The 23,126-nt window shown below is 63.6% G+C and carries 19 protein-coding genes; 10 read left to right on the top strand and 9 right to left on the bottom strand.

The window, feature by feature from the left end:
• Positions 1–74: 74 nt before the first annotated feature.
• Genes HB778_RS20240 through proC form a run of 3 tightly spaced genes read left to right on the top strand, consistent with a single transcriptional unit; the run spans position 75 to position 3,246 of the window.
• Positions 75–1,073, top strand: a complete 999-nt coding sequence (locus HB778_RS20240) for a glycosyltransferase family 2 protein (protein WP_183456386.1) — start codon at positions 75–77, stop codon at positions 1,071–1,073.
• Positions 1,042–2,370, top strand: a complete 1,329-nt coding sequence (locus HB778_RS20235; protein WP_183456384.1) for an O-antigen ligase family protein — start codon at positions 1,042–1,044, stop codon at positions 2,368–2,370. Before HB778_RS20240 ends, HB778_RS20235 begins: the two co-directional genes overlap by 32 nt.
• A 60-nt stretch (positions 2,371–2,430) precedes the next feature.
• Complete coding sequence (gene proC, locus HB778_RS20230; RefSeq protein ID WP_183456382.1) at positions 2,431–3,246, top strand: pyrroline-5-carboxylate reductase; 816 nt, start codon at positions 2,431–2,433, stop codon at positions 3,244–3,246.
• A gap of 22 nt (positions 3,247–3,268) precedes the next feature.
• Here proC and HB778_RS20225 read toward each other — a convergent pair whose 3' ends face one another.
• The 6 genes from HB778_RS20225 to HB778_RS20200 all read right to left on the bottom strand — a co-directional run bounded on the left by HB778_RS20225 (position 3,269) and on the right by HB778_RS20200 (position 14,317).
• Entirely contained in the window at positions 3,269–3,448 is a 180-nt protein-coding gene (locus HB778_RS20225) for a transcriptional regulator (RefSeq protein WP_244661535.1), read from the bottom strand.
• Between the two features lie 115 nt (positions 3,449–3,563).
• Positions 3,564–4,877, bottom strand: a complete 1,314-nt coding sequence (locus HB778_RS20220; protein ID WP_183456379.1) for an NAD(P)H-dependent oxidoreductase — start codon at positions 4,875–4,877, stop codon at positions 3,564–3,566.
• Between the two features lie 84 nt (positions 4,878–4,961).
• The gene (locus HB778_RS20215; protein WP_183456377.1) at positions 4,962–6,356 is read right to left on the bottom strand and encodes a multicopper oxidase family protein; all 1,395 of its coding nucleotides are present in this window, start codon (positions 6,354–6,356) and stop codon (positions 4,962–4,964) included.
• Between the two features lie 44 nt (positions 6,357–6,400).
• On the bottom strand, positions 6,401–10,297 hold the full coding sequence (gene metH, locus HB778_RS20210) for a methionine synthase (RefSeq protein ID WP_244661534.1): 3,897 nt from the start codon (positions 10,295–10,297) through the stop codon (positions 6,401–6,403).
• Between the two features lie 176 nt (positions 10,298–10,473).
• Positions 10,474–11,466 (bottom strand): hypothetical protein, encoded by a 993-nt coding sequence (locus tag HB778_RS20205; protein ID WP_183456375.1) that lies wholly within the window; start codon positions 11,464–11,466, stop codon positions 10,474–10,476.
• The gene (locus HB778_RS20200; RefSeq protein WP_183456373.1) at positions 11,423–14,317 is read right to left on the bottom strand and encodes a caspase family protein; all 2,895 of its coding nucleotides are present in this window, start codon (positions 14,315–14,317) and stop codon (positions 11,423–11,425) included. The genes HB778_RS20205 and HB778_RS20200 overlap by 44 nt, the downstream gene beginning before the upstream one ends.
• A gap of 251 nt (positions 14,318–14,568) precedes the next feature.
• Between HB778_RS20200 and HB778_RS20195 the strand changes: the two genes are divergently transcribed.
• Both HB778_RS20195 and HB778_RS20190 read left to right on the top strand, forming a co-directional pair.
• Positions 14,569–15,339, top strand: a complete 771-nt coding sequence (locus HB778_RS20195; RefSeq protein WP_183456371.1) for an SDR family NAD(P)-dependent oxidoreductase — start codon at positions 14,569–14,571, stop codon at positions 15,337–15,339.
• A 46-nt stretch (positions 15,340–15,385) separates the two neighbouring features.
• Complete coding sequence (locus HB778_RS20190; RefSeq protein WP_183456369.1) at positions 15,386–15,919, top strand: HD domain-containing protein; 534 nt, start codon at positions 15,386–15,388, stop codon at positions 15,917–15,919.
• Positions 15,920–16,034: 115 nt separating this feature from the next.
• On the opposite strand, the gene HB778_RS20185 is transcribed toward HB778_RS20190, so the two are convergent.
• Positions 16,035–16,853: an alpha/beta fold hydrolase gene (locus HB778_RS20185; protein WP_183456367.1), complete on the bottom strand. Its 819-nt coding sequence runs from the start codon at positions 16,851–16,853 to the stop codon at positions 16,035–16,037.
• 190 nt (positions 16,854–17,043) lie between these two features.
• On the opposite strand from HB778_RS20185, the gene HB778_RS20180 reads away from it, so the two are divergent.
• The 5 genes from HB778_RS20180 to HB778_RS20160 all read left to right on the top strand — a co-directional run bounded on the left by HB778_RS20180 (position 17,044) and on the right by HB778_RS20160 (position 21,767).
• Positions 17,044–18,297 (top strand): ABC transporter substrate-binding protein, encoded by a 1,254-nt coding sequence (locus HB778_RS20180; protein WP_183456365.1) that lies wholly within the window; start codon positions 17,044–17,046, stop codon positions 18,295–18,297.
• Positions 18,298–18,300: 3 nt separating this feature from the next.
• A complete protein-coding gene (locus HB778_RS20175) occupies positions 18,301–19,038 on the top strand; it encodes an ABC transporter ATP-binding protein (RefSeq protein WP_183456363.1) in 738 nt (245 codons plus the stop codon).
• Positions 19,035–19,748 carry an ABC transporter ATP-binding protein gene (locus HB778_RS20170; RefSeq protein WP_183456361.1) on the top strand — a complete coding sequence of 238 codons (714 nt, stop codon included), beginning with the start codon at positions 19,035–19,037 and terminating at the stop codon, positions 19,746–19,748. Before HB778_RS20175 ends, HB778_RS20170 begins: the two co-directional genes overlap by 4 nt.
• Positions 19,749–19,860: 112 nt before the next feature.
• The gene (locus tag HB778_RS20165) at positions 19,861–20,736 is read left to right on the top strand and encodes a branched-chain amino acid ABC transporter permease (protein WP_183456359.1); all 876 of its coding nucleotides are present in this window, start codon (positions 19,861–19,863) and stop codon (positions 20,734–20,736) included.
• Positions 20,733–21,767, top strand: coding sequence for a branched-chain amino acid ABC transporter permease (locus tag HB778_RS20160; protein ID WP_183456356.1), 1,035 nt, complete (start codon positions 20,733–20,735; stop codon positions 21,765–21,767). Before HB778_RS20165 ends, HB778_RS20160 begins: the two co-directional genes overlap by 4 nt.
• A gap of 24 nt (positions 21,768–21,791) precedes the next feature.
• Here the strand turns inward: HB778_RS20160 and HB778_RS20155 are convergent, their stop codons facing one another.
• Together HB778_RS20155 and HB778_RS41535 are read right to left on the bottom strand one after the other, a co-directional pair.
• Complete coding sequence (locus tag HB778_RS20155) at positions 21,792–22,724, bottom strand: M20/M25/M40 family metallo-hydrolase (protein WP_244661533.1); 933 nt, start codon at positions 22,722–22,724, stop codon at positions 21,792–21,794.
• Positions 22,721–23,107 (bottom strand): M20/M25/M40 family metallo-hydrolase, encoded by a 387-nt coding sequence (locus HB778_RS41535; RefSeq protein ID WP_244661532.1) that lies wholly within the window; start codon positions 23,105–23,107, stop codon positions 22,721–22,723. Before HB778_RS41535 ends, HB778_RS20155 begins: the two co-directional genes overlap by 4 nt.
• Positions 23,108–23,126 lie beyond the last annotated feature (19 nt).

The raw sequence follows: 23,126 nt of genomic DNA, 5'->3' as shown, positions 1-23,126 counted from the left end.
CCGTGCAAGGTGATTAACGAAACCTTATCACCGTGGTGCTACCAGAACGCGACTCACCATGTGGCTGGACACGGATGATCCCTTTGCCATCGGATGGTTCGGTATCGATCGCTGGACGGTCTCCCCGGCTTGACGTGGAGGCAGTCGAAGTGGTCGTCACCTTGCCGACCTTCAAGCGGCCCGAACAGGTGCTGGAAACGCTGGCGTCACTGCGCGCGCAGCTGACCGGCAGGCGCTTTGCCGTCATCATCATGGAGAACGAAGCCGAGGCGCGGGAAGGCGCCAAGGCGGTGCTGCCGCTGTTCGAGCGCGGCGAGATGCCGGGCATGGTCATCATCGCGCATGAGCGCGGCAATTGCAGCGCCTACAATGCCGGCTGGCAGACGGCGATCCTGCACTTCCCGAACTTCAGGCATCTGCTGGTCATCGACGATGACGAGATCGCCGATCCGCACTGGCTGGAACGTATGTGCGCGGCTGCCGAAAGGCTCGGCGCCGATATTGTCGGCGGCCCGCAGGTGCCCGTCTTCGCCGATCCCGCCCATGCGAAATGGGCCGAACATCCTGTCTTCGCACCGCCCTACCGGGCGACGGGACGCGTGCCGGCGCTCTATTCGTCCGGCAATCTTCTGGTCGGGCGCAACGTGCTGGTCGCCATGGGGCCGCCCTTCCTCGATCTCAAATTCAATTTCATGGGCGGCGGCGACTCGGACTTTCTCAGCCGGTCGGCGCAAAGAGGCTTTGTGCTCGGCTGGTGTGCCGAAGGACAAGTGCGCGAAACCGTTCCGGCACGGCGTGTCGAGGCCGACTGGATCCGAGCCCGCAGCCTGCGCAACGGCGTGATCTCGACACTGGTCGAAAAGAAGAAACGTGCGGGCACGCCGCTGGCCGGCGCCAGAGTGTTCGCGAAGAGCCTGGCGCTGCTTGCCGCCGCGCCGTTTCGCGGCTTGATCCGGCTGGCGTGGACCGGATCTCCGGCGATCGCCATCTACCCCGTCCACGTGGCGCTGGGCCGCGTGCTGGCCGAATTCGGATATGCCAATGAGCAGTATCGCCAGCCCGAGAAGAACTGAGCGCGCCCCGCTCAGCGACGCGTTCACGCGCGACGGCGTGGCGACCGCGATCGCCGCACTTCTGTTCACCGTCATCATGGTGTCCTTCCGCCCGTTCCAGCCGGCCGGCGCCGAACTCACCGGCGACGGCGGCGACATCGTCAACCAGCTCGGCTTCGGTTCGCTCGGTGCCGTTTCGATCTTTTCGCTGATGGCCTTTGCCGATCCGCGCATCGTGCGCTCGCTGCTCAGCCCGTCATGGGTGCTGATGCTGGGCTTCTTCTTCCTGTCGGTGGTGCTGGCGACCGACCCGCCCTCGGCGATGCGCGCCGCATCCTTCACGATGATCGGCATCCTGACGATGGCAACGATCCTGGCGCTGCCGCGCGATGCCGAATCCTTTTCGAAAGTCATCATCTTCACCGCGGTCGTGGTCATGGGGCTTTCCTACCTCGGCCTCATCGTCTTTCCGCACGAGGCGATGCACACCGCCGATTCCCAGGAACCGGAACATGCCGGCCTGTGGCGCGGCGTGTTCACCCACAAGAACATCGCCGGCCCGATCATGGCCTGCTTCAGTTTCGCCGGCCTCTATCTCTACCGGCGCGGGCAGCGCTGGTGGGGCGCGGGGATCTTCTGCGCGGCGATGGTCTTCATGCTGCACACCGGTTCCAAGACGACTGCCGGCCTGGTGCCGTTCTCGATCCTGATCGTGGTACTGCCGAGCCTGATGGGCATGCGGCTCGGCACGCCGATCCTGTTTGCGCTGGCGATCATCGCCACGGCGGTCGGCACGCTGGGCATCGTCTTCCTGCCCCCGGTGAAACATCTGACGGCGATCTATTTCCCCGACATGACCTATACCGGCCGCACGACGCTGTGGGAGTTCGCCGGCTCGATGCTGGCGAAGAAGCCATGGACCGGCTACGGCTATGAAAGCTTCTGGGGCACGCCGCTGCTGCTCAACCAGGACCAGCCCTTCGACCGGCCCTGGGATATCAGGACCATCGTGCACGGCCATGACGGCTATCTCGACATCGCCGTGCTGATGGGCATCCCCGCCCTTTGCGTGGCGGTCTACACCTTCCTCATCGCGCCGCTGCGCGACTACATGCGCATTCCGCAGCGCAGGGAAAACATCTTTCTCGGCGACTTCTTCATGATGGTGGTGCTGTTCACCGCGCTCAACGCTTTCCTAGAAAGCTTCTTCTTCCATCGCGGCGACCCGGTCTGGCTGTTCTTCGTGCTCGGCGTGCTTGGCCTGAGGCAAGTGTCGCTGCGGCCGATCGCGGTGCGGAGCCCTCCCCGTCTGTCCTGACAGGGCTTCCCCAGAGAACCGCGAGCGTCTATGTCAGGGCCTTCCTTCGGAGGGCTTTCAATGACGATCAGGCTTGTTCTCGCCGGCTGCGGCAATATGGGTTACGCCATGCTCTCGGGCTGGCTGAAATCAGGCAAGCTTGCGCCATCGGCGGTTTTCGTGGTCGAGCCCAATGCCGATCTGCGCCAGCGCGCTGCAACGCTTGGCTGCGCCACAGCCGCGGATGCCAGTGAGATTCCCGCCGATGCGGTGCCCGACCTCGTCGTCATCGCGGTGAAACCGCAGGTGATCCGCGACGTCACTGCCGCCTACAAGCGCTTTGGCGACGGCCGCACCACCTTCGTCAGCATCGCTGCCGGCACGCCGGTCGCCACTTTCGAAGACATCCTCGGCAACCGCGCGCCGATCGCGCGCTGCATGCCCAACACGCCCGCTGCCATCGGCAAGGGCATGATGGTGGTGTTTTCCAACCCGCTCGTCTCGGATGATACCAAGCGCTTTGTCGCCGACCTGCTGTCGGCCAGCGGTGAAGTGGCCACCATCGACGACGAAGGCCTGATGGATGCAGTCACCGCCGTGTCGGGATCGGGGCCGGCCTATATTTTCCATTTCATCGAAGCGCTGACCGTCGCCGCCGAAAAAGCGGGCCTGCCAGCGGCAACCGCCAAACTGCTCGCCATGCAGACCGTTTACGGCGCTGCCTCGCTCGCCGCCGAAAGCCGGGAGGACCCGGGCGTGCTGCGTCAGCAGGTGACCAGCCCGAACGGCACGACGGCAGCAGCCCTTGGCGTGCTGATGGGCGAGGACCGGCTGACCAATCTGCTGACGCAGGCAGTCGAGGCGGCGCGATTGCGGTCGATCGAGTTGGGGAAATAAACCAGAGACGGTTCGAGAGGAGTCAGGGCTGTCCCCACATTTCGCTGATCTCGTCCTTGTCCACGGTTCGGCCACCCGCCCCTGCCTTGGCCCTAAGATCGTCAGCTATGATAGCGAGCCTTTTGGCGAGCGGGAGTTGCTCCCGCCGCAGTTCGGATTGAAGCGCGTCGATGACCGCCTTGGCCATCGAAGTATTGCGCATGTCTGCAAGCCGTCTCGCCAACTCGCGTGCGCGCGGATTTCTGATGTGGAGCTTCATCCGGGTCCTCGACGCAATGATTTTGACAGAATCGAAGCTTGAGCGGTAGCTCCCAGGCTTAGCCCCCGTACAGCATCTCATCCTGCAGTCGGCGCAAGGCGAACAGCCTTGTCGTCTGGTCAGGCATGGCATTGTCGGCGGTGAGCAATTCGCCTTTCCTGACCGGTTTCAGCACCTTGCCGCCCTCGAGCAGGCCGACCGGCACGGCGCGCTGGGCACGGGCTTCGCCGACGGTCATGGTCCAGGAGCGATAGCAGGTCTCGCCGATCGCATCGAAGGTCTCACCGGCTGCCAGATCGCGCTTGGCGACCGCGCAGACCTCGGCGACCGGCCGTGGCAGCGGCACCATGTCGGGCTTGCCGGACAGCACGATGCGGGCGGCGGTCAGCGGTACTTCCAGCGAGGTCAAATGATAGGGCCGGAACAGGCTGTAATAGGGGCCGTGGCCGATATGCAGATCGTCCATGCGCTCGATGATGCGCGGATGCGTCGCCTCGACGATGACGAAGACACCGGGCGCCACGCCTTTGCCGATGGTGTAGTCGACAACGCCCTTTTTCAGCAGCAGCCCGCCATCCTCGCGTGGGATCAGCACCTTGACGAGGTCGTCGCGGTCGGCTTTCGGGCCATGCATGCCGGGCACGTCGGGCACCAGGCCGGTGGCGTTGGCGATGGCGCACATCTCAACCATGGTTTTCGAGCCGTCGACAAACTCGACCAGCATGCGCGGGTTCATGTTGCGGCGGATCGCTTCCTCGCGATAGTCGTCCGGCATGGCGTCGTGGTTGAGCGGATTGTTCTTGCCCTTCCCGGCCGAGACGATGGTCAGGCCGAGCGCGGACGCGAACTCGATCAGTTCCATGCAGCTCGACGGCTCGTCGCCGGCGCCGACCGAATAGACGACGCCGAGCCGATCGGCCTGCTGCTTGAGATAACAGCCGATGGTGACGTCGGCCTCGACATTCATCATCACCAGATGCTTGCCATGCTCCATCGCCGACAGGCAGAAATCGGCGGCGACGCCCGGTTTTCCGGTGGCGTCGATGACGACGTCGATCAGCGGATTGGTGACCAGCATCTCATTGGAGGTGATGGCGATCTTTCCCGCCTCGATGACCGCGGTGACTTTCGATGCCGTGTCGGCTTCGACCGCCATCGCCTCGTCGCCATAGGCGATGCGGATAGCGTCACGCGCGGTGTGCGGACGTCGGGTGGAAACGGCGCAAACCGAAATGCCCGGCATCAGCATGCCTTGCGTGACCAGGTCGGTGCCCATTTCGCCCGAACCGATGACGCCGATGCGCACCGGGCGACCTTCGGCGGCACGGCTGGCGAGATCACGGGCAAGGCCGGTCAAGGCGACATTGGTCATGCAGGGATGTCCATGGTTCCTGATTTGGAGGCGGCATAGCAGGGAACCACCCGCTTTTGCCAACAAAACCGCTCGAACGTGGCTTCAGACCACTCTGACGTAGCTCGTCATGCCCGATTTCTGGTGCTCGATAATGTGGCAATGCAGCAGCCAGTCGCCTGGATTGTCGGCGACGAAGCCGAGGCTCACCTTCTCATTCGGCTGGATGAGATAGGTGTCGGAAATCAACGGCTCAACCTGCCGCGTCGAGGACGACAGCACCTTGAAGCTCATGCCGTGCAGATGCATCGGGTGTGATTGCGGCGTCAGGTTCTCCATGTCGATAACATAGCTCTTGCCGAGCTTCAGTTCGGCCAGCGGCGCGGTCGGATCGGATGTATCGCCAGGCCACGGCACCTTGTTGATGGCCCAGAAACTGTAGCCAAGCGAACCGCAGATGCCATCGCTCGGGACGTTTTCCGCCGTGGCGCTGAGCGCCAGCGGAATATGCTGGGCGCCGGCGAGATCGACCTCCGCCACCGGATTGACCTCCAGCGATGCAATATCGCGGATGTCCCGCTTGAGCGAGCTGCCCGTCGCGCGCAGGGTCGCCAGGATTTTGGGCTTGGTCCCCCTGACGTCCCGCAGGCTCACCACCGCGCCTTCCTGGTCGGGCATGCGGATGGCGAGTTCCATGCGCTGTCCCGGCCCGAGCAGCAAGGCATCGGGCGAAAAACGCTCAGGCACCGGATTGCCATCCAGCGCCATGACCATCGCCTCGGCGCCGTCGACGCGAAAGGCATAGATGCGGGTAACGTCGGTGATGGCGACGCGCAGCCGCACCAGCCCTCCGGCCGGGGCGTCATATTGCGGCTGGTCAAGCCAGTTGGCGGTGCGCACCGTGCCGTAGGTGCCGGTTCTCGCGGCGTCGCGCGGCCGGAACTGGTCGATGAACTGGCCGTCGTCGCCAAGACGACAGTCGCGCAGATTGACGACAAATTCGGCGTCGAACTTCGGATCATTCGGATTCTCGACCACGATCACGCCGGTCAGGCCGTGGCCCATCTGCTCCAGCGTGTTGCAATGCGGGTGATACCAGAAGGTGCCGGCGTCGGGCGGCGTGAAGGTGTAGTCGAAATGATCGCCGGCGTAGACATAGGATTGCACCAGGAACGGCACGCCATCCATCTTGTTCGGCACGCGAATGCCATGCCAGTGGATGGTTGTCGGATCGTCGATGGCGTTGATGAGGCGGGCAGCGAAGGGCTCGCCCTTCTTCATCCTCAGCACCGGCGGCATCCCGGCGTTGCCATAGGTCAGCACATTGTTGGTCGGGCCGACATCCATCAGCTTCGCCTGGATTTTCGCCGTCTGCAGCACCACCGGTTCCGGACTGGCGGCGGCCCAACTGCCAAGCCTGCCGATGGCCGAGAGCCCGACCCCGCCGGCGCCAGCGATGGCGGCCGTTTTCAAGAGCCCGCGGCGTGTCCATCCGGTCATTCAGCGCTCCAACTGCAAAGCCTGGGATTTATCGTCGCCTTGGATCACAGGCGAGCCGCCAGTGCAAATGCCGATATTGACACATCGCGTCTCGCCATGGCGGCAGGATGAGACGACAGAGCCTCCCGCCGCCATTCCGCCGCCTCGGCATACTGCGCGGGCACATAGTTGAGGATTGGCCCGAGCCAGCGCTCCACTTCCGTGACCGGCATGTCCTTGCGGCGCGCATAATCCTCGACCTGGTCGCGCTCGACCTTGGCGACACCGAAATAGTAGCTTTCGGGATGCGCCAAATAGATGCCGGACACGGACGAGCCCGGCCACATCGCGTAGCTTTCGGTCAGGCTGACGCCGGCATTGCGCTCGCCGTCGAGCAGCCTGAACAGCGTTGCCTTCTCGGTATGGTCTGGCTGCGCCGGATAGCCGGGTGCCGGGCGGATGCCGCGATAGGGTTCGCCGATCAGTTCGTCCGGCGCCAACTTCTCGTCGGCAGCATAGCCCCAGAATTCCTTGCGCACCTTCTCGTGCATGCGTTCGGCGAAGGCTTCCGCGAAGCGGTCGGCCAGCGCCTTGACCATGATCGAGGAGTAATCATCGTTGGCCCGCTCAAAACGCTCTGATATCGCCACCTCCTCGATGCCGGCGGTGACGATGAAGCCGCCGATATAGTCAGGCTTGCCACTCTCGGTCGGCGCCACGAAATCCGAGAGCGCGACGTTGGCCTTGCCGTCGCGCTTGGTCAGTTGCTGGCGCAGCGTGAAGAAAGTCGCCAATTCCTGCGAGCGCCCCTCGTCCGTGAACAGCCTGATGTCGTCACCGACGGCATTGGCCGGCCAGAAGCCGACGACGCCGCGCGGCGCGAACCATTTCTCGGCGATGATCTTCTTCAGCATCGCCTGCGCATCCTCGAACAGCTGGCGCGCTGCCGGCCCCTGCACCTCGTCTTCGAGGATCTTGGGATAGCGGCCCTTCAGCTCCCAGGTCTGGAAGAACGGCGTCCAGTCGATGTAGCGCGAGAGCTCAGTCAGGTCCCAGTTCTCGAACACCTTTACGCCCGTGAAAGACGGCTTCGGCGGCTCGTAGGCTAACCAGTCGACCTTGTGCGCATTGGCCCTTGCCTTGGCCAGCGGCAGCCGCTGCTTGTCGGCCTCGGAGCGGGCATGCGCGTCGGCAACCTTCTTGTACTCGGTCCGCACCGTCTCGACGTAATCCGCCTTGCTGTCGTTGGACAGCAGCGCCGAGACCACGCCGACCGCCCGGCTGGCATCAGCGACATAGACGGTCTGCCCCCTGGCGTAGCGCGGGTGGATCTTCACCGCCGTGTGCACACGGCTGGTCGTCGCGCCGCCGATCAGCAGCGGAATGTCGAAGCCTTCGCGCTCCATCTCGGCGGCCATGTGCACCATCTCGTCCAGCGACGGCGTGATCAGGCCGGAGAGGCCAATGATGTCGACATGTTGCTCGCGCGCCGTCTGCAGGATTTTTGCCGGCGGCACCATGACACCGAGATCGATGATCTCGTAATTGTTGCAGGCGAGAACCACGCCGACGATGTTCTTGCCGATGTCGTGGACATCGCCCTTCACCGTCGCCATCAGGATTTTTCCGGCCGTCTGGCGCTCGCCATTGTCGATGCCGTTGGCGGCGTTGGCCAGCTTCTCGGCCTCCATATGCGGCAGCAAACCCGCCACCGCTTGCTTCATCACCCGCGCCGACTTCACCACTTGCGGCAAGAACATTTTTCCGGCGCCGAACAGGTCGCCAACGACATTCATGCCGGCCATCAGCGGGCCTTCGATGACATGCAGCGGGCGCTCGGCCATCAGCCGCGCTTCCTCGGTGTCGGCGTCGATGAATTCGGTGATGCCATTGACCAGCGCATGCGATATCCGCTGTTCGACCGTCCATTCGCGCCAGGCGAGATCGCGCTCCTTTGCTTCCTTGCCGGCCGCGCCCTTGAAGCGTTCGGCGATCTCCAGCATGCGCTCGGTGGCGGTGCCGCCGGCGCTCGGCACGCGGTTGAGCACGACATCCTCGCAGGCCTCGCGTAGCTCCGGCTCAATTGTGTCATAGACGGCCAACTGACCGGCATTGACGATGCCCATATCCATACCGCGCTGGATGGCGTGGTAGAGGAACACCGCGTGCATGGCCTCGCGCACTGGCTCGTTGCCGCGAAACGAGAAGGACAGGTTCGAGACGCCGCCGGAAATATGCACATGCGGCAGCGTCGAAGTGATTTCGCCGGTGGCCTCGATGAAGTCGACGCCGTAATTGTCGTGCTCCTCGATGCCGGTGGCGACCGCGAAGACATTGGGGTCGAAGACGATGTCCTCGGGCGGAAAGCCGGCCTCTTCGGTCAGCAGCTTGTAGGCGCGGGTGCAGATCTCGACCTTGCGCGCTTTGGTGTCGGCCTGGCCGGCCTCGTCGAAGGCCATCACGACCACGGCAGCGCCATAGGCTCGTACCAGCCTGGCATGATGCAGGAACGCTTCCTCGCCTTCCTTCATCGAAATGGAATTGACCAGCGGCTTGCCCTGCACGCATTTAAGCCCGGCCTCGATGATCTCCCATTTCGAACTGTCGACCATAACAGGAACACGGGCAATGTCCGGCTCGGCGGCGATCAAATTGAGATAATCGACCATCGCCTTCTTCGAATCGATCAGCCCCTCATCCATGTTGATGTCGATGATCTGCGCGCCGTTGGCGACCTGGTCGCGCGCCACATCGAGCGCGGGAACATAATCGCCCGCCGTGATCAGCTTCCTGAACTTGGCAGAGCCGGTGACGTTGGTGCGCTCGCCGACATTGACGAAGGGGATCTCGTCCGCAAGCGTGAACGGCTCCAGCCCGGACAGGCGCATCTTGCGCTCGATCTCTGGTATGGGTCGTGGCGGATATTTCTTCACCGCCTCGGCGATGGCGCGGATATGGTCCGGCGTCGAGCCGCAGCAACCGCCGACGACATTGACCAGCCCTTCCCTGGCAAAGTCCTCGATCTGCGCAGCCATGAAGGCCGGGCTCTCGTCATACCTGCCGAATTCATTGGGCAGGCCGGCATTCGGATAGGCGCAGACGAAGGTGTCCGCGGTATCAGATATTTCGGCCAGGTGCGCGCGCATGGCGTTGGCGCCGAGCGCGCAGTTGAGGCCGATGGTGAAGGGATTGGCATGGCGCACCGAATGCCAGAACGCCGTCGGCGTCTGGCCCGACAGCGTGCGGCCGGAAAGGTCGGTGATGGTGCCCGAAATCATCACCGGCAGATGCACGCCCTTCTCGATGAAGATCTCGTTGCAAGCGAAGATCGCCGCCTTGGCGTTCAGCGTGTCGAAGATGGTCTCGATCAGGATGATGTCGGCGCCGCCGTCGATCAGCCCGCGCAGCTGCTCGCCATAGGCAAGCCGCAATTCGTCGAAGGTCACCGCGCGATAGCCGGGATTGTTGACGTCGGGCGACATCGAGGCAGTCCGGTTGGTTGGCCCCAGCGCGCCGGCGACGAAGCGGCGCTTGCCGTCTTCCTGCTCAGCCCGCCTCGCCGCCCGGCGCACCAGTCGCGCGCCGTCGCGGTTCAGCGCATAGACGACATCCTCCATGCCATAATCGGCCTGGGCGATCGAGGTCGACGAGAAGGTGTTGGTCTCGAGAATATCCGCGCCTGATATCGCGTACTGGTAGTGGATCTCCTCGATCGCTTGCGGCTGCGTCAGGATCAGCAGGTCGTTGTTGCCCTGCTGATGGCAGGCGCAGCCGGCAAAGGCCTCGCCGCGGAACTGGTTCTCGTCGAAGCCAAGCCCCTGGATCTGCGTGCCCATGGCGCCGTCAAGAATGAGAATGCGCTCGCGTGCCGCCGCGGTCAGCGCCGCGAGCACTTCCGAGCCGTCGGGCTTGGCCGCGACAGGGCCGAACAGGTCATCCAGCGATGCAGAATTCTGCGACATTTTCTATCCCTTGGGCGACAGGCCTATTCATGTCACATAAGGATATCTTTATGTCAATATACGCTTCTCGCTGAACGGTGTCACGCGCCAATGGAGGTGCCGGAGCAACAAACGCCAAGAACGACCGTTGCCGGAGCGTCCTTTGCATGTCCAACTGGACACGTGGCACTCCAGTATCAGTGCAAATCAGCCAGCAAGGCCTGAGCCTCGGCAAGGTTCTTTTCCGAACCCGCGGTGAGATCGTCCATCTTGCGATCCCTGAAGATGACGAGCGCCTCCTGGCAAGCAGTGATCGCCTCCTCAGCCAGCGCCTTGTCCTTGCGGGCAGCACCCAGATCGGTCAGCACGTCGCAAAGACTGTCCTCGGTGAAGGCGACGGCCGGCACCGAATTGATCTTCTTCTGCACGGCGATCGCCTCGCGCAGGATCGGCACCGCTTCCTCGAAACGGGCAACGTTGTTTTCCGAGCGGCCAGCCAGCGTCAGGGCATAGCCGACTTCGTTCTGCAGGCTCGCCCAGCGGTCTGGGTCGCGGTCGCGGCCAACCTCGTCGGCCAGCGCCCGGTTGACGGCGATCGCCTCGTCGAACACATCAGGCGAAGGTTCCCTCGCCGCGATCATGCTCAGCACATTGGCGAGGTTGCCCTGTGTGGTCGCCCAGCGTTCGGGGTCGCGAGCCCGGGTGCGCACGGCCTGTATGCTGCGGTAGATGCCAGCCGAGCGTTTCAGCAAGGCGACGTCGTTGCGCCAATAGCCCAGCGACGACAGCGCGCTCGCCAGATTGGACTGGTTGCGCGTCCAGCCATCGGCATCCTTGTCGCGGGTCGTCACCGTCAGGGCCGCCTCATAGGCCTGCACCGACTTCGCCATGATGTCCGGATCGGAAGCCGCACTCGCCTGCATCATGCGCGCATTGCCGAGATCGCTTTCGACGGAGGCCCACAACGTGCGGTCCGGCAGCGTGGCGTAAACAGCAAGGGCTGCTTCATGCGCCGTCGCCGCCTTCTGGTAGAGCGACGGATCGTTGCTCGCGCCGGCGAGGTAATAATAGGCGCTGCCGAGATCGTTCTGCAGCTGGGCGTGATCCTGCGGCACGCTGGCAATGTCATAGAAGGGCAAAGCCGCTTCAAGCGCCGTCACCGACTGCTTGAAATCGTCGCCGTCCTGCACGCGGTCTCCCAGCACCAGAAGCACATGGCCAAGCCCCCCATTGCGTCGCTGCCCAGGCATCGGGATCGCTGTCGCGGGTCTGCACTTCAAGCGCCGCACGATAGGCCGTCGCGGAGCGTTCGAGCGCTTCGGTCGGGCCGTCGCTGGATTTGCCAAGCATCGAAAGCGCAGCGCCCAGCCGATACTGCGTCTTTGCCCAATCCTTCGGGGCATTGTCCTTGGTCCGTACGGTGAGCGCGGCATCGTAGGCGGCGACCGCCTGTTCGAGCACCACTCTGTCGCCGGCGCGATCGCCCCAGGTCGACAGCGTGCCGCCGAGACTGTGCTCGATGGAAGCGAACTCCGTGGGCGCGGCCGTAGCCGTGTAAACTTCCGATGCGCTGCGATACGCGGTTGCCGACTTCTGCAGATAGTCGATTCCGGTGTCGCGATCGCCGAGCGAGGCATAGGCCGAGCCGAGATTCTGCTGCAGCGAGGCCCAGTCGAGCGGCAGCTTTTCGCGCGGATATTCCGAGAGTGCTGCCTCATAGGCGGACACCGACTTGAGCAGTGTCGCGGTGTCGTCCTGTTTCACGCCGAGGCGCTGCAAGGCGTTGCCGAGCGTCAGCTGGCCGTTGGCCCAGCTTGCCGGCGCATGCTCGCGCGTCCACACGGTGAGCGCTGCTTCGGCCGCTTCGCGCGCATGCTGCAGCGTCGGGATGTCGCCATTGATCTCGCCGATCGTTTCCAGCGCCGAACTCATATTGTTCTGAATGGTCGCCCATTGCGCCGGAGCGCGCTCCCTGGTCATTTCCTCCGTCGCCGACTGGTAGGCGGCGACAGATTGCTCCAGCGTCGCGACATCCTTCTCGCGCGCGCCGAGGCGAAACAGCGCAGCACCGAGATTGACCTCGCTCAACGCCCAGTCGAGCGGCACGCGCTCGCGGCTATATTCGGTCAGGGCAGCGCGATGCGCCTCGATGGCAGCGCGAAAGCTGTCGCTGGCCGTCTCACGCTCGCCGAGTTCAGACAGCACGATGCCGAGATTGTTCTGCGTTGCCGCCCATTCCAGCGGCACTTTTTTCGAGCCCTGCACCTCGAGCGCGGCGCGGAAGGTGGCAACCGCCTTGTCGAGCAGCGCCGTGCCGGTCTCGCGCTGGCCAAGCCGCCAGTAGACGGTGCCGAGATTACCTGACGTCGACGCCCAGTCATCCGGATAGGCCGCGCGCGTATAGACCGTCAGGGCCTGTTCGAAGGCGGCCGCCGCCTTGTCGAGGTTGTCGCGGCCGGCCTCGCGCTCGCCCAGCGTCGAGAGCGTCGTGGCGAGGTTGTTCTGGGTGGCCGCCCATTGCCGTGGATTTTTCTCGGGCGACACATAGGTCAGGCTCTTTTCATAGGCCGCGACCGCTTGCGCCAGAAATGCATTGTCGCCGGAGAAGGCGCCTTGCTGGGAGAGCGCGTTGGCCTCAGCCGCCTTGTAGAACCAGGCGTCCTCATCGTCCCATTTCTCGGCCTGCTCGTAAGCCTTGCCGTAATCCTGGGCCGCCTCCTGAAACTTGAAAGAGATTTCGTAGGTTTTTGCGCTGTTGCCAAACACCTCGGCGAATTCCAGCCGGCGCGCCTTGAGATCGGCTTCGGCCTTGTCGACAGTATTTGACAATTCACCGACGCGCGCCTTGGCCTGTTCGTGGAATTTCCGGGCGGCATCGAGCGCGCCCTCGCGCACCGCCTGGTCGGCCAGTTTGGACAGGCGGACGATCTCCGGGTCCTGGCTCTTCAGCGCCGCCTGCTCGGCCAGAACCTGCTTCAGCCGCTCGGTCTGGCCGCGCAGCAATTTATCGAGTTCGGCCGGGTCCTTCGGCGTGTCGGCGCCGAGTGTCTTCAACATGGCGTAGAGCGCATCCATCGGCACGCCACCGTCGCGCGAGATGGTTTCGATCTGGCGGCGTTCAGGGTCGGGCAGCGCTGAAATGGTGAGCAGCAGCCGGCGGCGCTCGGTGAGGATGTCGCCTTCATCGCCTTTCGGGGCTTCGGCCGGCGTGCCGAAATAGAGCAGCCGGCGCAGGCTCTCATTGACCCATGGCCGCTGCTGGCCGTTGGTCTTGAGATAGACCTCTTCGCCGATCATGCGCAGCACGGTGCCGAATTCCTCGCCGCCCATCATGTCGATGTGGCGCAGGATCGCCGCCGCGTAGGGGCTGTTGCCATCGGCCGGACCATCGAGCGCCACCTTGCCGGGCTCGGCGGCAAAGCCGATGACCTGGCCAAGGCTGTCGTCGGCCGAGTCGTTGGCCGGCGCGCTGCTCTTCAGCGCCACGACGCTGCGCGTCTCACCAAGACCGCCGGTGCCGATCGGCTTGCCCTCGTCCTCCGGCGCCAGTTTCAGCAGCGTGCCCGGCGGGAATGGATCGTTGCGGCAGGCATCGAGCAGCACGATCGTAACCGGCACCTTGGCCTTGAGTTCGGTCACGATCGATGACAGCGGCACCAGCTTCTCACCGGCATCTTCGAGCGCCGAGATATCGGCATCGACAGGGACCAGGAAATTCTCGCCTCCGGCCTCGATGCCGTGACCGGAATAATAGATGACGGCGACGTCAGCGCCCTCGGCGTCGTCGACGAAGCCTTCGAGATCGCGCCGCAATTTGCGGGCGTCGCGGTTGGTGGCCACGGTTGTTTCGAAGCCGAGCTTGTCGAACATTTCCTCGATGGCGCGGGCGTCGTTTTCGGGATTGGGCAGTTTGCCGACATGCTTGTAGTCGGACTGGCCGATGATGAGCGCGATACCTTTCAGCGCTTTGGGCTCCTCGGCTTGAGCCGGGACCAGCATACAGAGGCACAGCATGATCGCCGCGGCAAACGCCGCGCACATGCGCACCCTTTCGACTGCCCTTCGCCCAAACTGCATCGCCCACCCCGGAACCCGCAAGGTGCGATCTTACCTTGCGAGATGGCATCATGATGGCCGGCGCATGGCAAGTCCTGGGGTGAACGGTGTTCTTGTCGTGAGGCACGATGCCGGCTGGTTTTCATGCCGTGAGCAGGTAGTCTTCAGCAAAGCGGCCGTTCCCATGCGCGCACTGTGGACGGATTCGGCCCGAAAAGCTTTCAGGGGAGGTTGCGATGACGGACTTCACGCCAAAATTCGATCTGGCCGGCAAGGTGGTGCTGGTCACCGGCGCTTCGCGCGGCATTGGCCGCGCCTGTGCACTGGCTTGCGCCGGCTCCGGCGCCGACATGATCGTCGGCGTACGAAACAAGGCCGACGGCGCGGAGCTTGTCGCCGAGATCGAACGTATCGGCCGGCGGGCGCTTGCCGTGCGGATGGATGCGACCGATCTTGCCACGGTGCGCAAAGGTGTCGCCGACGCGCATGCCGCCTTCGGCCGCATCGACGTCCTGGTCAACAATGTCGGGCTCGGGCCGGAAAACCTGGCGGAGAACGTCACCGAGGAGGATTTCGACCTGACGGTGAACGTCAACCTCAAGGGCACGTTCTTCACCACCCAGGCGGTCGGAAAGCTGATGATCGCGCAAAAAGGCGGGCGCATCATCAACATCAGTTCTCAGGCCGGCACGGTGACGCTGAAGGGCGAGGCGATCTATTGCATGACCAAGGCGGCGATCAACCATCTGACGCGCTGCCTGGCCGCCGAGTGGGCGCAGCACGGGATCGCGGTCAACAGCGTGGCGCCGACCTTCATCTGGACCGATGGCACACGCCCCTCGCTCGCCGAACCGGATTTCCACGCGCATGTGCTCGGCCACATTCCGCTCGGACGCATTGGCGACCCGATCGATGTGGCGGGAACCGTGGTGTTCCTCGCCTCGCCGGCTGCGTCGCTGATCACCGGGGCGAATATTTTGGTCGACGGAGGCTGGTCGGTGGCTTAGGCCCGCTGCCGCCGATTTTTGGAAAGATATTTTCAGGAGGGGATTCTTGCCTAGCGATTTGGAGCGCCGTGCCCTTGCATTTGCCACCCAGGCGCATGAGTCGATCGACCAGCGGCGAAAATACACCAACGAACCCTATATTGTGCATCCCACCGCGGTCGCCGAGATCGTGCGTGGCGTGCCGCATACTGACGAAATGATCGCCGCGGCCTATCTGCACGATGTGGTGGAAGACACGCCGGTCACGATTGCCGAGATCGAAGTCGAATTCGGTCGCACGGTCGCCGAACTCGTCGGGTGGCTGACCGATGTGTCGGTGCCTTCCGACGGCAACCGTGCGGCACGCAAGGCCAGGGATTTGGCGCATACGGCAGCCGCGCCTGCGCAAGCCAAGACGATCAAGCTTGCCGATCTCATCGACAACACGCGCACCATTGAACGGTACGATCCCGGCTTCTGGCGCGTCTACCGCGTTGAAAAGATCCGACTGCTCGAGGTTCTGAAACAGGGCAATGCGACGCTGTGGCGGCGTGCCGCCGAACAATGTTCGATGCCGTCGGATAGTCCGGCAAAATCCTGACGGCTGCTCGCGCCTAGAGCGTTTCACCGTTTCACAGAAACGGCGAAACGCTCCAACTTTTTGTTTTGACGCAATTCCGAACGGAAAACCGCTTCACACTTTTCCTGCAATTGCTCTAGCTTTTGTCGACGCTTGCCAGGAAGCGAGCGAAGATCGGATCAAAACGGTCGGGCGAATCCCAGAACGGTGCATGGCCCGATCTGTCGAGCAGATGCGCCTTGCCTTCCCAAAGGTTGGAAAACTTCACCGCCGCGACGAAATCGGTGTTGACGAAGGGTTCGTCGATGCCGTTCAGCACGGCGATCGGCGGCGTCTTGCCGGCGACGATTTCGCGCTGGTTGCGGCCGGTGCCGGCCGCGAATTTTTCGAACATCAGGCGTCGCGCCCGTCCGTCGGTGCGCGCGACCGTGTCGATGAGGAACGGCTCGAACGGCTCGCCGCAGGTGCTGCGCGCATAGGCCTCGACATCGGCGGCGCTAAAGGTCTCCTGCCCGGCAAGGTGCATATGCGGGCTCGGCTTGAAGCCGTTGCCGACTTCCTCAGGCGCCACCGGCGGGGTGCCTGTAATCATCAGGCCGAGCAGGCCTGGAAAGCGGTCGATCATCTCCAATCCGATATGGCCGCCAAGCGACCAGCCAAAAACGATGGCCTTGCTGACACCAAGCAGGCCTAACACTTCAGTCATCGCATCGGCATAGCCCTCCATGCTGTAGGAGCGGTCCGGATCGATCGCATCGCCTGATGCCCCATGCCCCGGCAGATCGGCAGCAATGATGCGGTAGCGCTCGCCCAGCGGGCTCTCGAGCTGGTTGCGGAAAACGGCACTTGAAGACGAATTGCCGTGGACCAGCAGCACGGCGGTGCCTTTGCCGCCGGTCTCGCGAACGGCGATCTTGCCGTGGCTGGTTTCAAGGGTCTTCTGCGCGATCGTCATGGTCCGCTCCGTCTGGAATTGTCTTGTTTCAGTGCAGGTGCGCAGCAAAGCGCCACGGCTTTTACACCTTTGCGGGAATCGTCTTCCCGATCAGGTCGCGTTGAAAAATCCTTTTCAAATAAGAACAATTATGCGTAGATTGTCAATTATCCAACTCCCGATGAACGGGAGGAAAACAGGGAACAGCACGATGAGATCCAAATCCACCGCCACCAGAATCCGCCATATGCTGATGAGCACCGCGCTGATCGGCGCGTTTGCCGTATCCGCCGTTCCCGCCTTCGCCGATGTCGTCAAGATCGGCCTGCTGGCACCGATTACCGGACCTGCGGCGGCCGACGGCCAGGAATTCCAGCGCGGCGTGCAGATGGCGATCGACGAGGCAAACGCCGCCGGCGGCGTTGCCGGCAACACGTTCGAACTGGTGGTCGGCGACGTCAAGGATCAGTCGGCCGGCAACGTCACCAGCGCGGTCGAGCGCCTGCTTGGAGATCCCGGCGTGCAGTTCATGCTCACCGGCTATGCCAGCCTGACGAATTTCGAGATCGACAACATGGCCGAGGCGGAAATGCCTTACATGCTGGCGGCCACCTCGCAGCAGACCAGGGACATCATCGCGCCGTACCCGGACAAATACATGTGCTGCTGGTCGCTGACGCCGTCCTTCGACGCCTACAACACCGACGTCACCCTGTTCGTCGAGAAGCTCGCGGCCGACGGCAAGATCACCTTGCCGACCAAGAAGGTCGCCATCATCTCCTCCGACAACGCCTATTCCAAGACCATCTCGGAAGGCATGAAGAAGACCTTCAAGGAGAAGGGCTGGACCATCAGCGTCGACGAGATCGTTCCCTTCGGCGAAGTGACCGACTGGCGTTCGATCCTGGCCAAGGTGCGCGAGAATGTTCCTGACGTCGTCATCAACACCGACTATCTGCCGGGCAATTCGGCATCCTTCCTGAACCAGTTCCTCGAGCAGCCGACCAAGAGCCTGGTCTTTCTGCAATACGCGCCGAGCGTGCCGGAATTCGTCGAACTGACCGGCAAGAAATCGAACGGCGTCATCTACAATCTGCTCGGTGGCGCGCTGACCACGCCGAAGAACCCGCGCGCCGACGAGGTGGCGGCCAAGTTCAAGGCGAAATACGGCGTCGAGAGCGGCACCTACGGCGTCGGCCTCTACGAAATGACCAATGTCTATTTCGACGCGGTCAAGAAGGTCGGCGGCGCATCCGACCACGCAGCGATCATGAAGGCGCTGTCGGAGACCGACAAGCAGGTCGCCGAAGGCCGGCTGAAGTTCGACCCGGCCACGCATCTTGCCACGCAAGGCGACGACTATATCCCGATCACCTTCTTCCAGATCTGGGATGGCCAGCGCACGCTGATCTCGCCGGAGAAATATGCCACCGGCGCCTTCAAGCCACAGCCCTGGATGCAGTGAGGAATGGCCCTGCTTGAACTGGACGACGTCTCGAAGGCCTTCGGTTCGCTGAAGGCCGTCGACGGCGTGTCATTCAAGGTCGAGGCCGGCGAGATTTTTGGCATCGCCGGCCCGAACGGCAGCGGCAAGAGCACGCTGTTCAACATCATCACCGGCATCCCGTTCGGGCCCGACCGGGGCCGCATCCGCTTCGACGGGACCGCCATCAACGGCAAGTCAGGGCATGCCATCGCACGCCTCGGCCTTGCCCGCACCTTTCAGCGCGAGACCAGCTTCGATGGACTGACCGTGTTCGAAAACGCGCTGATCGGCGCCAGCTACGGCAAGCAGGAGAAAGCGGCAGCCGCCGCCCGCGATGTAGCGGCAGAAGCACTGGAGTTCGTCGGCCTGGGGTCCGCATCCTTCGGCCGGCTGGCCGGTGAACTGTCCGTCTTCGAGCGCAAATGCCTGATGCTTGCCACCGCGATCGCCATGCAGCCGCGCATGCTGTTGCTTGACGAACCGGCGTCAAGCCTGACCAAGCCGGAGATCGAGACGTCGATCGGGCTGATCCGCCGCATCGCCGAACGCGGCATCACCATCCTCCTGATCGAGCATGTGCTGACCTTCCTGATGAGCCTGTCGCAGCACCTTTTGGTGCTCAACAATGGCCGCGTGCTCGCCGCCGGCAAACCGGCTGATGTGATCGCCGACCCGCGCGTCATCGAGGCTTATTTGGGAACACGGAGGGCCGTGGCGTGAGTCCCATTCTTACCGTCGAAGGCGTCACCGCCGGCTACGGCCGCGTCACCGTGCTGCACGACATTTCACTGGAGGCCGGCCGCTTCGGCAATGTCGGCCTGTTCGGCCCCAATGGCCATGGCAAGACGACGCTGCTGCGGGCGATCTCCGGGCTGCTGCAGCTGAAGAGCGGCCGCATCCTGTTCGATGGGCAGGACATTGCCGGCCGAAGCGCTCGCGCCATTGTCAGTACCGGGCTGATCCATGTGCCGCAAGGCAACCGGCTGTTTCCCGATCTCTCCATCGCCGACTGCATGGCGCTCGGCGCCTATTCGGCACGTGCCCGCCCGCATGAGGCTGAGAACCGCGAGAAAGTGATCAAGCTGTTTCCCAAACTGGCGGAGCGCTGGCGCCAGCGCGTGCGCACGCTGTCGGGCGGCGAGCGCCAGATGGTGTCGATCGGCACAGCGCTGATGAGCCATCCGCGCCTGCTGATCCTCGATGAACCGACGCTTGGGCTGGCGCCCAAGATCAAGTATGAGCTCTGCGCCTCGGTCATGGACATTTCGCGCGGCGGCGTGCCGCTCATCGTCGTCGAGCAGGATATCGAATTCCTGCTCGAGCTGACGCAGCAACTCTACCTCGTCAACCACGGCGCGGTGGCGACCGAGATCAAGCCGGGCGAAAGCCTCGACCACGGCGAGATCATGTCGATGTATTTTGGTCACTAGAGCGGGATGCATTTGAATTGAAACTGGCATCCCGCTCTAGCGATTTGTTTCAGCCGCATTTCTGCGACGCCAAGCGATGCCGCTTGGCTGCAAAATGCTCGAGGATCCGAGAATGAGCGCATTGGCGGAAATCCTGTTCGGCGGCCTGTTCCAGGGTTCGCTCTACGCCATGATGGCAGTCGGGCTGGCCCTGGTCTGGACGACGATCGGCGTGTTCAATTTCAGCCATGGCGTGTTCATGATGCTGGGAGCCTACATCGCCTGGCAGCTGGTCGAACTCGGCCTGCCGGCGGCCGTTGCCTTTCCGGTCGCCGTCGTCGTCATGGCCGGCGTCGGCTGGATCCTGCAGGCGAGCGTCGTGCGGCCGCTGATCGGCCGGCCCAACATCGTTCTGGTCGTCGTCATCACCACGCTTGCCGCCGGATCGCTGATCGAGAACGGCGCCCTGACCATCTGGGGGCCGCGCTCGAAGCAGATCCCGGCGCTGATCGACGGCAACGCCATCATCGGCGGCGTCGGCGTCTCGCTGCACCAGATCGCCATCATCGTCATCACGCCGCTGATCCTGGCGGCACTGTGGATGTTCCTCAACCGCACTCGGCTTGGGCTGGCGCTGCGCGCCGTGGCGCAAAACGAGGATGCCAGCCATCTGGTCGGCCTCAACGTCACCGCGCTCTATGGGCTGGCCTTCGCCATCGCCGCTTCACTGGCGGGGCTCGCCGGCATCTTCATGGGCGGCTATCGTTTCATGTCGCCGGTCATGGGCAGCGACCCGCTGCTCAAGGCGCTGATCGTCGTGGTCTTCGGCGGCATATCGAGCATATCGGGACCGATCTTCGCCGCCTATCTGATCGGCTTCTTCGAGGCCGCCTGCAGCTACTATTTCGGCCTCTACTGGACGCCGGCATTGCTGTTCGGCGTGCTGATCCTGACCCTGATGGTACGCCCCGAGGGCATTTTCGCCAGCCGCTCACGAGGCCTCGCATGACCGACACGACCTCGACGATGGCACCAATCCGCACAGCGGCGGCAATTCCGATCGCGCCCGGCCGCACGCCGTGGAAGCATGAGGCCGTCGGCTTCGTGCTCGGCTTCGCCGTGCTGGCGCTGCTGCCGCTGGTCTTCGGCGACACCTATGCCCGCCACATCCTGATCATGGCCTTCATCTACGCCATCGTCGCCTCGAACTGGGACCTCAGCCTCGGCTATGGCGGCGTCTTCAATTTCGGTCATCTGGCGCTGTTCGGCATCGGCGTCTATGCCTACAGCCTGCTGACCAAGCTGGCCGGCCTCGACCCCTGGATCGCACTGTTCGCCAGCGGCATCGTCGCGACGCTTGCGGCGATCCTGGTGACCATCCCGATCCTGCGGCTGAAAGGCATCTACATCATCCTGGTGACGTTCGGCTTCGCGCAGCTGGTGATGCAGGTGATCCTCAGCCAGTCCGACATCACCGGCGGCACGCAAGGCATCGTGCGCATCCCCGGCCTCTACTGGCTCGATCACAACATGGTCCGCGACGCCAAGTTCGCCTATTTCTACATCGCGCTGGCGCTGCTGGTGGCAAGCACGCTGTTCCTGCGCGTGTTCGTACGCTCGCGCGCCGGCGCCAGCATCGTGGCGTTGCGCGACAATGAGGAGTACGCCATCAGCCGTGGCGTCTCGATCGTGCGCCAACGCATGCTGACGCTGGCGGCCAGCGCCTTCTTCACCGGCGTTGCCGGCGCCTTCTACGCCGCCTACCAGCGCAATGCCTCGATCGACGTCTTCGGCATGAGCCTCGCCACCATCATCCTGTCGATGGTACTGCTAGGCGGCACCAGCACGATCTACGGCGCCATCATCGCCTCTTTCGTGCTGACGATCTTTGCCGAGTGGATGGCCGATTTCGGCGCATGGCGCCCGATGATCACGGCGGTGCTGATCATCGGCGTGATGCTGGCCTATCCGAGCGGGCTGGCCGGCATGATCAAGGCTGCATGGGGCGTTGTCGCCGGGCGGATCAAACGCCCGGCCTGACCGTTTTCGAAACGCAACTCCGCCTTAGCGGACGCCGCACCAGTCGATGACGGATGCCGCGATGACCTTGGCGGTCTCGACGACAGACTCGACCTCGACATATTCGTTGGCGCCATGGAACCCGTCGCCCGATGGGCCGAAGATGACACCGTCGACGCCCGCACCGGCATAGTGGGCGGCGTCGCAGACGGCGACGAAGCCGCGTGCCTCAGGCGCCTTGCCGATCGCGGCCTTGCGCTTCATCAGCGACGTCACCAGCGGGTGGTCGACGGACGTGTTCATCGGCGGGAAATGCAGCCCGCCGAGCTCCCACTGGATGGTCGGCGGGTTGTCACGCAGCCAGGCGTCGGTCTGCGCGAAATGATGGACGAACGCCTCGAAGTCGCGGCGATAGTCGGCCGAGTTCTCATCCGGCAGGAATTTCATGTCGAGGTCGAGCACGGCGACATCGGGGATGATGGCCGGGTTGGTCATCACCGTCGGCAGGCCGTGCTCGCCAAGACCGGTGCCGCCATGCACGACGCCGATATTGATGGTGTTCATGCCGAGCGGCAGCAGCGGATGGGACTTCGCCCGGGTCCGGTCCAGCTCGTACTGACGGACGGCGGCAATGAAGCGCGCCGCGATCTCGATCGCGTTGACGCCCGGCTTCAGCCGGTCCTTGTCGTGGCGCTGCGGATAGATCTCGTTGTAGCGCAGCGCCGAATGCGCGTTGCGGCCACGGATCGTCACCCGCGCCCATTCAAGCCCGCCCTCGACCGGCAGGACATCGCCCCAGGTCGGCTCGGCGACAAGGACCGCCTTGGCGAGCTTGCCCTTCTTGACCGCATCTATGGCGCCGAAACCGCCCGCCTCCTCGTCGACGACGGAGTGGATGGCCAGCCGGCCCTGCAGCGTGATGCCGGCCTTTTTGATCGCACGCGCGGCGGCAACGCAAGCCGCGACGCCGCCCTTCATGTCGACCGCACCGCGCCATAGAGCCGGCCATTGGTGATCTCGCCGCCGAACGGATCGACGGACCAGTCCCTCATCTCGCCGACCGGCACGACATCGATATGTCCACACAAGATCAGGCTGCGGTCCTCGTTTCCGGCCCATTCGCCGACCAGATTGGGCCGGCCGGGCAAGGCATCCCACTGTTCGGTGCGGAAGCCGTCCTGCTTGAGGACCGGTTCGAGCAGCGCCTGGACATCCGCCTCGCGATTGATCGCCGGATTGGACTCGAATTTGGGATTGACCGAGGGGATGCGGACCATGTCGCGGGTCAGCCCGATCAGCCAGTCGCGGTCGGCCTCGATCCCGGCCTGCACGGCGTCGATGATGGTCTGGGTATCAGGCATGATTGTTCCTTCCTCGCAT

Origin of the sequence: Mesorhizobium huakuii, from assembly GCF_014189455.1 — a bacterium.
In the GTDB taxonomy this organism is placed as follows: Bacteria; Pseudomonadota; Alphaproteobacteria; order Rhizobiales; family Rhizobiaceae; genus Mesorhizobium; species Mesorhizobium huakuii_A.
Note: the sequence above shows the minus strand (reverse complement) of the source record. Positions and strands in the feature narration are given on the sequence as shown.